At 41.3% G+C, this 13,704-nt stretch carries 13 protein-coding genes; 6 read left to right on the top strand and 7 right to left on the bottom strand.

What is annotated here, in order from left to right; all coding sequences use genetic code 11:
• The first annotated feature begins 129 nt into the window (after positions 1-129).
• Positions 130-2,277, top strand: a complete 2,148-nt coding sequence (locus AC1Z3S_RS08920; protein WP_461740078.1) for a HelD family protein — start codon at positions 130-132, stop codon at positions 2,275-2,277.
• Positions 2,278-2,384: 107 nt separating this feature from the next.
• Here AC1Z3S_RS08920 and AC1Z3S_RS08915 read toward each other — a convergent pair whose 3' ends face one another.
• The 5 genes from AC1Z3S_RS08915 to AC1Z3S_RS08895 form a co-directional block, all read right to left on the bottom strand.
• Positions 2,385-2,633, bottom strand: coding sequence for a GlsB/YeaQ/YmgE family stress response membrane protein (locus tag AC1Z3S_RS08915; protein WP_461738192.1), 249 nt, complete (start codon positions 2,631-2,633; stop codon positions 2,385-2,387).
• Positions 2,634-2,655: 22 nt separating this feature from the next.
• Positions 2,656-3,192 (bottom strand): Asp23/Gls24 family envelope stress response protein, encoded by a 537-nt coding sequence (locus tag AC1Z3S_RS08910; RefSeq protein WP_461740282.1) that lies wholly within the window; start codon positions 3,190-3,192, stop codon positions 2,656-2,658.
• 63 nt (positions 3,193-3,255) lie between these two features.
• Positions 3,256-3,447, bottom strand: coding sequence for a DUF2273 domain-containing protein (locus tag AC1Z3S_RS08905; RefSeq protein WP_265458004.1), 192 nt, complete (start codon positions 3,445-3,447; stop codon positions 3,256-3,258).
• 18 nt (positions 3,448-3,465) lie between these two features.
• The gene (gene amaP, locus AC1Z3S_RS08900; RefSeq protein ID WP_461740077.1) at positions 3,466-4,029 is read right to left on the bottom strand and encodes an alkaline shock response membrane anchor protein AmaP; all 564 of its coding nucleotides are present in this window, start codon (positions 4,027-4,029) and stop codon (positions 3,466-3,468) included.
• 503 nt (positions 4,030-4,532) lie between these two features.
• Complete coding sequence (locus tag AC1Z3S_RS08895) at positions 4,533-5,750, bottom strand: MFS transporter (RefSeq protein ID WP_461740076.1); 1,218 nt, start codon at positions 5,748-5,750, stop codon at positions 4,533-4,535.
• A gap of 232 nt (positions 5,751-5,982) precedes the next feature.
• On the opposite strand from AC1Z3S_RS08895, the gene AC1Z3S_RS08890 reads away from it, so the two are divergent.
• The 3 genes from AC1Z3S_RS08890 to AC1Z3S_RS08880 all read left to right on the top strand — a co-directional run bounded on the left by AC1Z3S_RS08890 (position 5,983) and on the right by AC1Z3S_RS08880 (position 7,243).
• The gene (locus AC1Z3S_RS08890) at positions 5,983-6,450 is read left to right on the top strand and encodes a GNAT family N-acetyltransferase (protein WP_461740075.1); all 468 of its coding nucleotides are present in this window, start codon (positions 5,983-5,985) and stop codon (positions 6,448-6,450) included.
• A 75-nt stretch (positions 6,451-6,525) separates the two neighbouring features.
• Positions 6,526-6,963 (top strand): VOC family protein, encoded by a 438-nt coding sequence (locus AC1Z3S_RS08885; protein WP_461738197.1) that lies wholly within the window; start codon positions 6,526-6,528, stop codon positions 6,961-6,963.
• 130 nt (positions 6,964-7,093) lie between these two features.
• A complete protein-coding gene (locus AC1Z3S_RS08880) occupies positions 7,094-7,243 on the top strand; it encodes a hypothetical protein (protein ID WP_461740074.1) in 150 nt (49 codons plus the stop codon).
• A gap of 102 nt (positions 7,244-7,345) precedes the next feature.
• Here AC1Z3S_RS08880 and AC1Z3S_RS08875 read toward each other — a convergent pair whose 3' ends face one another.
• On the bottom strand, positions 7,346-8,329 hold the full coding sequence (locus AC1Z3S_RS08875; RefSeq protein WP_461740073.1) for a LacI family DNA-binding transcriptional regulator: 984 nt from the start codon (positions 8,327-8,329) through the stop codon (positions 7,346-7,348).
• An 11-nt stretch (positions 8,330-8,340) separates the two neighbouring features.
• A complete protein-coding gene (locus tag AC1Z3S_RS08870) occupies positions 8,341-9,825 on the bottom strand; it encodes a sucrose-6-phosphate hydrolase (protein ID WP_461740072.1) in 1,485 nt (494 codons plus the stop codon).
• Between the two features lie 250 nt (positions 9,826-10,075).
• Here AC1Z3S_RS08870 and AC1Z3S_RS08865 point away from each other — a divergent pair, with 250 nt between their 5' ends.
• Together AC1Z3S_RS08865 and AC1Z3S_RS08860 are read left to right on the top strand one after the other, a co-directional pair.
• Positions 10,076-12,037, top strand: coding sequence for a sucrose-specific PTS transporter subunit IIBC (locus AC1Z3S_RS08865; protein WP_461740071.1), 1,962 nt, complete (start codon positions 10,076-10,078; stop codon positions 12,035-12,037).
• Positions 12,024-13,640: a glycoside hydrolase family 13 protein gene (locus AC1Z3S_RS08860; protein WP_461740070.1), complete on the top strand. Its 1,617-nt coding sequence runs from the start codon at positions 12,024-12,026 to the stop codon at positions 13,638-13,640. The genes AC1Z3S_RS08865 and AC1Z3S_RS08860 overlap by 14 nt, the downstream gene beginning before the upstream one ends.
• Positions 13,641-13,704 lie beyond the last annotated feature (64 nt).

Raw genomic sequence — 13,704 nt, 5'->3', positions numbered from 1 at the left:
ATGTCACAGCCTCTTAAATTTATTTTATCTTCTATAGTAATTATACTGCAAAAAATCCTGAATTTGTAGACTAGTATTTCCACCGGATACTTGTATAATGAAGCTCACGTTAAAAAGGAGGCGGATTTTGTGGACAAACAGGCTAGTCAAAGAGCTGAGCAAGAACACTTGACCCAAGTTTATCAAGAGTTAATGGAAAAATTATCGCGTCTAGAAAATTTTCTAACGGCCGGCTATCAGTCGGGGCGAGAAGAGTTGCAGAAGATGCAAGGGGAAGTCGCTTTAAATTTTGAGACTATTTCCGATAATCTCGATACCTTTGCGGCGTTAGAAGCGCAAAATCGTGAAATTGATCAGCTGAATATTTCACTGCAATCAGCAGAAAAGGAAGTCGCCAAAATCAAACGGCTACTGCCGACTCCCTACTTTGGCAAATTGTCTTTGCGTTTTGCCGACGATGTGGAGGACATTTACATTGGCATCAACGGTTTTACCGATCAGCAGCAGGAAAATCTAATCTATGATTGGCGCTCGCCGATTGCTGAATTATTTTATACGAATGCTCATGGTCCAACCGCTTATACAGTCAACGACTTAACCATAGACGTCATAATTGAGTTGCGGCGGCAATTAATCATTCAGAAAAATCAGCTGCTGCAATTTTTTGATACCACCATTGCCATTCAAGATGATGTCCTATTGTCCAGTTTAGCCAATGATTCCAGCGAAAAAATGCAGGATATTACGGCCTCGATTCAACAGGAGCAAAATCAGATTATCCGTGACCTTAGTCACCCGACAATCTTAGTTCAAGGGGTAGCTGGCAGTGGTAAAACTTCCGTGGTGATGCAGCGGATTGCTTATCTGCTCTATCGAAAACGGGAGAGTATTACTGCTGATGACTTGCTGATTCTTTCACCAAATCGCCAGTTTATCGACTACATCGCTGAAGTGCTGCCGGCTTTAGGGGAAAGAAATCCCCGCAATTTAACACTGCTGCAGTTTGTCGATGATTTGCTGCCGCAAAATCGATCTTTAGAAACTGAGACAGATTACTTTCACCGGATTGCTGAGTCCCATGTCGCAAATGAAACGCAAAATTTGCGGAGTGGGGCCTTTGCTGCTTTTTTAATAAAGCAAGCAGCCGACAACCTGTCCATCATTCCCACCTTCACCGACTTACACGTTCGCCATAAAGTTATTATCAGCCGTTTAGAAATCACGGCGGCCTTTAATCAAACACCAGCTGGTCCTTTACAAAGGAAACTTCAGGGAACTAAAAAAATCCTGCTGGAAAACTGGCAGCGACGGCTTTTGAAAAACGCCCGCAGCCCCCTTTTACAAGCGCAGCTCAGCAGCTTGTCAGAAGAACAACAGCTACACTATTTTGGAGAATTAATTGAAGATGAAACGCCGCAGAGTTTACAGAGATACGCTTTACGGCTACTGCAGAAAAAATACCGGCGCATTGAGGACCAATTGCAAAAGCTGGCTTGGGTAAATATTGAAGCGTTGTTAGCAGCTTTATACCAAACTTTATTTGACATCCCGCTACAAGCGGATTTTGCCAATCCGCTGAGCCTTGATACCGCCGTTAGCTATTTATTCGTACGACAGCTTTTTGCTGAGAAGCTGCCGCTACCTTCGATAAGCTATTTGCTGATTGATGAAGTGCAGGATTATACCTTTTTGCAGTTGGCATTTTTATTAGAACTATTTGAACAGACCGAGATTACAATGGTTGGTGATGACAATCAGGCCATTTTTAATTCCCAGATTAGCTTTTCAGAAATTACCGCCTTATTAACTAGCAAGAGAAGTTCACTGCAGCCATATCAATTGCTGAATAGTTACCGTTCCAGTGGTGAAATTACTAAAATCTTCAGCCGCCTAACCTTAACTGCGACACCTTTAAAAATTGTCGCAGTGCGGCCTGCCGGTGAGGTGCCAACATTTATCAAGTTTAGCAACTTGACTGAATTTCAAGAGCTGGTCGCAAAACAAGTAAGCTCAGCTTCTGAAAAACTGACAATTTTAACAAAAACCCAAAAAGAAGCCCAGCTGTTAACAGAACTGTTAAAGGAAAGCCAACAGATAACCGTGCTGCCCATCAGTTATGCCAAAGGCTTGGAATTTAACCGTGTGCTACTCTATGATGTTTCCAACACTAATTTTCAATCCAATCAGGATAAAAAAATTCTCTACACCGCTGTTTCCCGGGCCACCCAACAGCTGATTGTCACCTATCAAGGCCAATTAACCAACTTTTTAGCATAAATACAAACAAACAGCTCTAGCGGTTAGCTTTGGAAAAAACTATTTCCAAAAAGCGACCTACTAGAGCTGCTTATTAAAATTACTTGTTATTCACTCATTAATTTGTGCTACGCGCGGCTGCGGCCAAAGAAAAATGACACAACAGCGACTAAGATAACGGCCCCTAAGATAGAAGGGAACACTGCCATCCCTGCAACCGTCCAGCCCCAAGTGCCGAATAGCGCTTGGCCGATAACCGAACCTAGTAAACCGGCAACTACGTTTGCGATGATGCCCATCGAGCCGCCTTTATTTGTGATTGCTCCTGCGATGAGACCGATAATCCCACCGACAATTAATGACCAGATTAAACCCATGATAATCACTCCAATTTATTTTTTATTGAACACGCGGTTCTGAATTGTCTTCAATTTTGTCGCGGCCTTTTGCGAAGGCCGATTTTGCTTTATCTGCTTGTTTTGAAGTAAAATCGCCGGTTGCTTCAGCAGCGTTACCTAATTTGTCTTGATAGGTTTCACTGTCTTCTTCAAATTGTTGACGAGTCTTAATATCGACTACGTTCACATTGACTTCAATCACTTCTAAATGAGTCATCGCTTTAACTTCACGGGCAATGACATTTTTAATATTTTCAAAAATTTCTTCAATGTCTTTACCATATTCAGCGACAATGTCCATGTCAACAGCGACTTGTTTTTTGCCGACTTCTGTTTCAATTCCGGTAGTCACATCGTCTGAATTAACAATTTTTTCTTTGATATTGGAGAAAAAGCCACCATCAACTGTCAACAAGCCATCCACTTCGGCAATGGCAATGCCAATGATTTTTTGAATGACTTTGTCTTCATAAGTCAACTCGCCACGAACGTGTTCGCCATTGTCCATTTGGGAATCTTTTTTCAACTTCGGATCCATGTTTTCTTTATTCATTGTGTTCATTGTATCCATTTTTTCCATCATAAATTCCTCCTAGATTGTCTAATTTCTTTTGAAATAGTTTTGAATGATATGATTTCTATCGAGATACAGCGCGAGATAAGCGCCAATCACCGTTAGAAGCAAAATTAAGATTGTCTTGAAAAAACCTAAAGTCACCAGCAATATCGCAAATACTAACCCGATGAGAGCTCCGACTAAAGGCACTTTGTAAATACGTAGCCACGTTTCCATAAATTAGCCTCCTTATCCTCACTCAACTCTTGCCGTTGCATAGGGCTTGCTGTCTTTTTCCAAATTCTTGTAAGCGACCTCCACTTGAATGTCATAATCCGTTCCAACTGTTTGGCGAATCTGCTGACGAATTTCTTCAGTCCACTCCGCTGTTCTCCCTATAAGACCAGATGTGCGCTTCAAGTCGCCTTTGATCAAGACTTTGATTTTCCGCTTAGTCGCCGCCACCGAAATCGTCGGCTGACTCACAAAATCTTTTTCGGAAACAGTTGCGGCAACCAGTCCTTTGATTGCTCGATCCTTAACAGCTAAACGACCATTTTGTTCTTTAATCACAAAATCTCGTTTGGCTTTCGGATAGAAAATCACCCAGAGTACAGCCAACAATAAAATAACCGTCAATACTGCGGTAATCCAAAAGATAGTCAGTAAAAAAATTTCATGGCTGACTAATGTAAACTGCAGCCGATTCAAAAATGAATACTGTTGCGAGGCCGACCTCGTTACTAATAATAGGAAAAGCAGCGGAATAAGAGTAACCACAATTAACAGGACCAAACATAATTTTTGAAACCTATTCACATATACCTCCTTCTTTCCTTGAAAATAAAGCTTTTTTATTTCCTTTGACAAAATTAATGCTAGTCTTATTCCCTTTTTTTCACAATCAATTGAATTTTTTGAAACGCTTTTCCCGTTATTTTTAATATTTTTTTGTTATGCAAAAAAATATGAAGGTCACTTTACTTTAGTTCAGTTTTTCCTTTCTGTAGTTGCCAAAACCACTTTTTGCTTAAAAATCCTTAGCTAACCACAATAGAATAAATAACGATTTTTCGAGAAATTCAAGGCCTTCTAAAAGAGCTTACAAAAAGTTAGCAAAAAACTGCATTTCCTTCCTATTTTTCTCAAATCCTTCGTTATTAAATAAAAGACTGATATTTTTGAAGTCTCCCCTGCAAGGCAAAAAAACAGCAATCAAAAAATCTGATTGCTGTAAAACATTTTATTCATTTTTGCTACATTCAGCGTAAAATCGGATAGCTGGTAAAAAATGATAGATATTTTTATCATTGGCAAAAGATTTATGAAAGTTCTTCCAATTCTGCTGGGCTGTCGGCAACTGCCTGCAGTGACTTGATTCCCGGAATTGTCAATAGCACCAACAAACTGATTACGTAAATCCCGCTTAAAAATAAAATCACCGCTGTCAGATTGTAACGGTCCATCAAAAAGCCAATGATAATGGCGGAGAAACCACCGACGGCCCGCCCCAAGTTCATAATAAAATTATTAGCAGTTGCACGGATCTCTGTCGGATACAGACTGCTAATCACCGCTCCATAACCACCATACATGCCATTGATAAAATAGCCGACAATCACAGCCGCCGCCACAAGCGTCAGCTGACTGTGGGCCATGACCAACAGATACACCGAAAGTGCGGAGCAGATAAGAAAAATGGCGAAAGCTTTTCTAGGCCCGATTTTATCCATCACAGTGCCAAAGGTAAACATTCCCAAGGACATACCCAAAATAGTGCAGACCATCCAAAGTGACGAGCCAGACACCGACAAGCCCAATTGATTTTGCATAATGGAAGGCAACCAATTCATCAAGCCAAAATAGCCGGCGATCTGGACTGTTACCATTAAACTTAAACCAATCGTCTGCCAAGCAAAGCTTTTTGTTGCAAATAAATCTCGAAGCTTTGCGCTGCGCCCTTGTTCTTGGGCTTTAGCAAAGGCGGCGGGTTCCTGCAAGCCGCGGCGAATAAATAAAACCATCAGAACTGGCAGAACACCAACCACATAGAGCATCCGCCAGCCAAACAGCGGAATAATGATGGAAGCCAAAATTGCAGCCAACGCTGCCCCAACTTGAGCACCAATGCCGGCAGTGGAAGCGGCCCGTCCTAATTGTTTTTTCGAAAAAGTTTCAGAGATGAGGGACATACAAGCACCATATTCGCCACCAGCGCCAATCCCTGCGATAAAACGAAACAGATAGACGAGATAAATATTTGAAGCGAAGAACATTAACAAAGAGGCAATCGAAAATAAAATCACCGTATAAGAAAAGACTTTGACGCGGCCGTATTTATCCGCCATCAGGCCAAAAAAAATACCTCCAACGAGCATTCCCAAATTGGTAATTGTAGCAATCCAGCCAGCTGCTGTGCTAGAAATCCCAAAGGTTGCAATCATTGAAGATAGTGAAAAAGAAAGAAACATAATATCCATATTCTCTAGGGCAATGCCCGCTGAAGTAGATAGCAAAACTTTACTCTGATACTTATTCATTTCAATTCTCCTTTTTTAAGATTCTCAAATTGATATGAGTTTACAGAAACTTCCACTAAAATGCAAGCGGAATTTTCGGAAAAGTTTTCATTAATATAATTTGAACAGACTAATGTAACGTCGATTGTTAGTTTGACTGATTTTAAATTTCTCCACTTCAATTCACCCCGTCCATGTTAAAATAAAAGATAACCAGCAGACTTGCATCACTAAAATTTAGAAAGGAGTTCCTATGACAAATCAAATTAATTTTCGCCATACACAAAATGACGATTATCCAGCTATTATTCAAGTCTATATTGACGTTTTTTCAGACGAGCCTTGGAATGACGCGCTAACCGAGGCACAAATTACACAATATGTGACGGATATGACGGAGCTCAACACCTTTATCGGTTATCTGCTTGAGGATGCTGACACTCATGAATTAATTGGCTGTGCTTTAGGTTTCATCAAACCTTGGTACCAAGGTCGTGAATATATGTTGGATACTTTATTTATTCGCCAAAAGTATCAAGGTCAAAAGCTAGGGCAAACCTTTATTTCAAACATAAAAACGGCCCTTCAGCAGCAAGAAATATATACGATTTTGTTAGATACTGACCAGGGCACTCCGGCTGAAAAATTTTATTTGGTCACTGGCTTTAAACCGATGGAGGAGGCGCTTATGCTGTATCTTTCATTTCCACCTGAAAACTAGCACATGAAATCTCTGAAATTTTTTTCAGCATTAACTGAGTCAAAATTACTCAATTAGAATAAAGGAGGATTCCTGATGAATCGAATTAATTTAATCTGTTTAGGGGTTAAGGATATGACCAAGTCACTAGCTTTTTACAAGGAGATTGGCTTTCAAACCTTGGAACAGGAGAAAAATCCCCCGATTGTCTTCTTTGACAACGAGGGCACGAAGTTGGAGCTATTTCCTTTAGCTGAATTAGCTAAAGACATTAATGAAGTTTCACCACCTGAACTACAAACTTCTGGTTTTTCAGGCATCACGCTGGCGATTAACACGCGTTCTAAAAATGAAGTTGATGAACTCTTCAGCAAAATCGAGCCGGCCGGAGGGACAATTGCCAAAGCCCCTGAACAAAACCGCTTATGGGATGGTTACTCGGGCTATTTTACCGACCCAAATGGTTATTATTGGGAAGTCGCATATGGTAAAAATTGGCAATTTGATGACAATAATATGTTGATTATTGATTGATGGAAAGTTTCTGTTTTAGTTTTAATCATTATTAAAACTTCGATTATCGCTTGCAGCAGAATCTTTTACAGAATTTTTACATGGAATTAATACTCCTTCGTTATGCTATGAGTAGAGAGGAGGTTAACCTATGAACGCTGTAGAAATTCCCCGTCAAGTGCGGGTCACCTATGATGTTAAGCTGAATATCTTTTTAGTCTATGCCAAAAATGATCCACAAAAATTTGCTACTGGCATCACGATTGAAAAGGCCATTCAAAACTTATATCAAGCCGCTTAAAAACCACTACCGGATTTTGGTAGTGGCTTTTTTTATTACCTATTTTAACCAGAAAACTAGTTTATTTTTTGAGCAACGTTGACTGATTTTACGCTTTTACTATCACAAAGTCTTCCCCTGAAAAATTTTCGTCGGCAGTTGGTAATGCTTTTCCAGTTGCTTTTCAGGATTTTCAATCCGCTGAATCAACAGATCCACCAGCAGTTCCGCAAAATCCGTTAATGGCTGCACAATTGTCGAAAGCTGAGGAAAATACGTTTGGACAAACTTGGTGCCATCATAACCCATGATTTTCATTTGTAATGGGACTTGGATATGTAATTCTTGGCAGAGATTGTAGACTAAGATGGCGGTCAAATCATCGGTGCAAAAAATGCTGTCAAACTCCTCTGTTTCTAAAAGCCGTTTGATTTCAACGCTTTTCAAAGTAGCGGAACGGGTCTGCATTTGCAGCTGGAAAATTTGTGGCTCTATTTGCTTTTCCGCTAGGAAGCTGAGATAACCGTTTAAGCGTTCATTCGTAGGGGAATCGGATTTTTGACTGCCAGTCAGAATAGCAATTTTTTTAGCCCCATGAAGATACAAATTTTCGGCTGCCAAATAGCCGCCACGAAAATTATCACTACCGACAATGGGGATGCCTTCTGCCAAATAGCGGTCAAAGGAGACAATCGGCAGTTCGATATTTTCATATTCTTGAATTCCTAGATTATGGGCGCCGGCGATAATCCCGTCAACTTTATTAGCTGCAAGCATATTAATATAATTCCGTTCTTTTTCCTTATTGTCGGCACTGTCGCAAAGAATTGTTTTATAGCCAAGCTCAAATAACTTGGTCTCGATTTTTTCAACCAATTCCCCGTAAAAAGGATTGGCGACAGTTGGAAAAATGACACCAATGAGCTGGGTATTTTTTCCCTGCAGCGAGCGGGCTAGCGAATTCGGCTGATAATTTAATTCCTTCATCGCCTGTTGTACCTTATCAATTGTTTTTTGGCTTAAAGAACCGTAATTGTTAATCACCCTAGAAACTGTCGTTGCTGAAACGCCGGCTCTTTTGGCGACATCCGTTAATTTAACTACCATACAGGCACCTCTTATTTCATTTTGCGCAAGGACCAAAGCTGACCGCTGTAGCTGATTGTTTCGCCGGAAAGATAGATGCTGCTTTGACTGCTGGTTGGAAACACCCGTGCCGTTGCAACCTGCTGTCCGTCATTGATAAAAATTTCCACTACCGAAGCATCGACAAATATTTGCAGCGTTAATTCGCCAGCGGCAATCGCAAAATGACGAGTCACGCCAAATTCTTCGCCAAATGTCAATCCGCTTTGTCCACGATTTATGGTCATTGTACCACGGACGGTATCAAAATGAATGCTAAATTTATGGCCTGCTTCATCTGCGAATAAATCTAGTTGACCGACAGCGCCGGCCGCTAAGTTAAGCTTCAATTCATATTGATGAGGCACGGGTCCGGCGATTTTTTTAGGAGTCTTTGAAATGACTCCTGAAAAGTCTGTCTGTGTTTCCCGCAATTCTTTCATTTCTACTACGGGTTGTTGCAGTAGTTCCTCGTTGACAATTTTAAATTCCTTAACAATGCTGAGGCAATGAGCCCAACCATCTTGGTCGCTGGGATAATCAATTTCCGGCAGGCCAATCCAGCTGACTCCTAAAGCACGGCCATCTGGCGCATTAAAAGCTTGGGTCGCATAGACTTCAAAACCTTCATCTAGATTTTTTAGCGGCGTCGCATCCAGAATTTTATTTTCTGTCAGCTTAAATTCACTTCCCATCACATAAGTATTGGGATAAATATTTTGATAAGCAAATGTTTCTTGAGCTAATCCCTGCGGACAAAACAGCAGGACTGGCCGCCCCTTTATAAAAATTAAGTTCGGACATTCCACCATAAAGCCCATTTCTTCTTTTGTATAATCCAGCTCACCTAATAATTGCCAGTCTTTTAAATTTTCTGATTGATAGGTTAAAACTTTTCCCTTCAGCTCTTGATCTTGCGCTCCTAACAGCATCAAGTAGGAGTCTTCGTAAGCAAACACCTGCGGGTCACGAAAATGATCGGTGTAGTTGGGGTCTGGACTGATTAAAGGCGTTGCAATTTTTTCAATCTGATTGTCTTGATTCAGCCAAGCTCCCATCTGATAGGATTGGCGCTGCCAGTTCTCATCACGAACATTACCAGTATAGGCTAAAAATAACTGATCGCCGACTGGTAGAGCCGAGCCGGAATACACTCCGTGGCTGTCAAATTCATTGTCCGGCAATAAGGCGATGCCCTCCGGCTGCCAGTCCACCAAATTTTCTGATGTTAAATGAAACCAAGATTTTAATCCGTGGATTGGCCCCAACGGAAAAGCTTGGTAAAATAATTGCCATTTGCCATTGTAAAAAGAAAAACCATTGGGGTCATTCAGTAAGCCTGTCTCCGGTTGAATGTGATAACCCAAACGCCATGGTGATTGAGTCACCTTTTCTTTTAATTCAGCTAAATAAGCAGAGCTCCACTGGTCATATTTTTGATAACGCAGCGCCTGTGTCCAATCTGTAATCAATGTCATTTTTATATTCCCCTTTTTTTTGCTATAAAGCTTTCCTCGTAAGCGTCTTCTTTTTTGTATCATAGCTTGCTTAATAAAAAATGTCAAACGTATAACAAAATATTTTCTAAAACAATTTCCTTTTATAAAAGGCTAATAAACAGAATGTTAGAAAAATTAAAAAATATTTTTGATAAACGTTTGACAATTTTAAAAAACCATGGCATACTGTTGTCAAATAAAAGCGATTACAGTTTAAGGGGGAAATAAAATGAATTATAAAAAAGTCGCTGAGGAGATTGTTGAAGCTCTCGGAGAAGATAATGTACAGGCAGCCGCCCACTGTGCCACACGGTTGCGCTTAGTCTTAAAGGATACGGATAAAATTGACCGGCAGGCCTTAGACAATAACGATGACGTCAAGGGCACCTTTTTAGCCAATGGCCAGTATCAAATTATCATCGGCCCTGGTGATGTCAACCATGTCTATAAAGAGTTTATTCAATTAACCGGCGTTGGCGAAGCTTCTACCGATGATTTGAAAGCGGTGGCAGCCAATCAGAAAAAATTAAATCCGGCGATGGCTTTGATTAAAGTCTTATCGGATATTTTTGTACCAATCGTGCCGGCCTTAGTTGCAGGCGGTTTATTGATGGCAATCAATAATGTGCTAACCGCTCAACATTTATTCGGCCCACAATCTGTCGTTGAAATGTTTCCAGCTCTGGCTGATATTGCCGGCATTATTAATTTGATGGCCTCTGCCCCCTTTGCCTTTCTGCCGATTTTAGTCGGTTTCTCGGCAACACGCCGTTTTGGTGGTAACCCTTATCTCGGTGCAGCCATGGGTATGGTGATGGTCATGCCGGATTTAGTTAACGGTTATGGCGTCGCCAATGCAATTGTCGATGGCAGCATGCCTTATTGGGATATTTTTGGTTTAAACGTGGCCCAAGCTGGCTATCAAGGTTCCGTTTTACCGGTCTTAGCAGTGGCGTGGATTTTGGCAACGTTAGAGAAATTTTTCCACAAAAAAATTCCAGCTGCTTTTGATTTTACCTTTACGCCAATGTTGGCTTTAATCATCACCGGCTTTTTAACTTTTATCGTTGTGGGACCAGTTATGCGAACGGTCTCTGATGGTTTAACTGACGCTTTAGTTTGGTTATATGAAACAACTGGCGCTCTTGGTCTCGGTGTGTTCGGTCTCTTCTATTCACCGATTGTCATTACCGGTCTGCACCAAAGCTTCCCAGCAATTGAAACAACTTTACTGGCAGACGTAGCACGTACCGGCGGCTCCTTTATTTTCCCGGTCGCTTCGATGGCCAACGTGGCCCAAGGTGGCGCAGCTTTAGCTGTCTTCCTCTTAACTAAAAATGAAAAGCAAAAAAGTTTGGCCTCTTCAGCAAGTATCTCCGCCCTTTTAGGGATTACCGAACCGGCCATTTTCGGGGTCAATTTAAAATTAAAATTCCCGTTTATCTGTGGAATGATTGCTGCTGGAATTTCCAGCGCCTTTATCGGCTTCTTCCACGTACTTTCAGTAGCGATGGGGCCTGCTAGTGTCATTGGTTTCATTTCAATTTCTACTTCCTCCATTCCCTTCTTTATGATTGGAATTGCGATTAGTTTAGTCTTAGGCTTTGGCTTCACCTTTATCTATGGCCGCAATAGGATGAACGAACCTGTTGCAGTGGACGTTGAAAATCCAACGGCTGTAGCTGTCAATGAAACTCCGCAAAATAAAGAAATTTTGCCGCAGGATGAAACGATTGCTGCAGCAGTCAGTGGGAATGTTGTTTCATTAAAAGATGTCAATGATCCAGTTTTCTCTACTGAAATGATGGGCAAAGGTGTGGCCATCAAACCAACTGACAATACCATCTACGCACCAGCGGATGGACAGTTGACCGTGGCTTATGACTCTAAACATGCTTATGGCATCAAAACGGATACCGGCGCCGAAATTTTAATTCATGTCGGCATCGACACCGTTAATTTAAACGGGGCACAATTTACTAGTGCTAAAAAACAAGGGGACCTAGTGAAAAAAGGTGATGTCTTGGGTACCTTTAATTCAAAAGAAATTCAAGCGGCGGGCTATGATGACACCGTGATGATGATTATTACAAATTCGATGGCCTATGGCGACGTTGAGGTCTTGGATAAAACCTCAGTAGCCGCCGGTGAAAATATTTTAGCAGTGAGTGCAGCCTATGAAGAAGACTAATTGGTGGAAAAATGCTGTCTTTTATCAAATTTACCCCCGCAGTTTCCAAGATACAAATAACGACGGCATCGGCGACTTGCCAGGCATTACCCAAAGGCTAGATTATCTAGCCTTTTTGGGAGTCGAAGCACTGTGGCTGAGCCCTGTTTATGCCTCGCCAAATGATGATAACGGCTATGATATCAGCGACTATCAAAAAATCGGCCCAGAATACGGCAGTATGCAGGACATGGATGAGCTGATAGCAAAAGCCCAGAAAAAAAATATCAAAATTATTATGGATTTAGTTGTGAATCATACATCTGATGAACATCCTTGGTTTCAAGCCGCGCTAGTTGGACCAGAAAATCCTTATCATGATTTTTATGTCTGGCGCAAAGGTATTGACGGTCAAGTGCCAAATGAATTGCTGTCAAATTTCGGCGGCTCAGCTTGGACTTATGTGCCATCTCTGGATGAATATTATTTGCATTTGCATTCAAAAAAACAACCGGATTTAAATTGGGAAAATCCCAAAATGCGTCAGGCGATTTATCAGATGATGAATTTTTGGCTGGCAAAAGGCATTGGCGGCTTCCGTCTCGATGTGATTGATTTAATCGGCAAAGAACCAGATCAATTAATTACTAAAAATGGGCCAAAATTACACGAACTATTGCAAGAAATGAATCAAGCAACCTTTGGGAACTACGATGTTGTCACGGTTGGCGAAACTTGGGGGGCGACTCCCGAAATCGCCCAATTGTATTCTGATGAGCAGCGGGAAGAGCTGTCGATGGTTTTCCAATTTGAACACATTAACTTAGATAAACAGGCCGGCCAAAGAAAATGGGACTTAAAAGCTTTAGAGCCTCAAGAATTGCACGCAGTCTTTTCAAAATGGCAGACTGAATTAGCCGGTAAAGGTTGGAATTCTTTGTTTTGGAATAATCACGACCTGCCCCGAATTATTTCCCGTTGGGGCAACGATCAAGAATATCGCGAGCTCAGCGGCAAAATGCTGGCAACCTATTTACATTTTATGCAGGGCACTCCCTACATTTATCAAGGGGAAGAAATCGGCATGGTCAATTATCCGGTTGCCGATATTGCGGAAGTCGACGATATTGAAAGTCGGCGGATGTATGCAGAACGTTCTGCCGCTGGCTACTCAAAAGAAGAGATGCTCACTTCGATTAACGCTAAGGGCCGAGACAACGCCCGCCATCCGATGCAATGGAATGACGGTCCCAATGCTGGCTTTAGCCTAGGAACACCGTGGCTGCCGGTGGGAAATGCCAGTGAAATTAATGTTGACGCTGCTTTAGCAGACAAAAATTCATTGTTCTATACCTACAAACGCCTGATTGAACTAAGAAAAACCGAAGTAACGATGATTGACGGTGACTATCAAGTTATTGAAACCAATAATCCGCTAGTCTTAGCTTATCAGCGACAATTGGGTAGTGATAAAATTTTAGTGGTGGTGAATTTTTCAAAAGAGATTCAATCTTATCAACTCGTTGAAAATCCGCAAATAAAAACTTGGCTGATTACAAATTATCAAGAGCAGCTGACAAATCAGCTGCAACCTTATGAAGCATTTGCCCTTAAAATTTTATAAAAATAAGTGGCTGTGACATTAGTTAAAACAGAACTGATTTCCCGAAGAACATCTGGTACACACT

This window comes from Enterococcus sp. LJL90, assembly GCF_056924355.1.
Note: the sequence above shows the minus strand (reverse complement) of the source record. Positions and strands in the feature narration are given on the sequence as shown.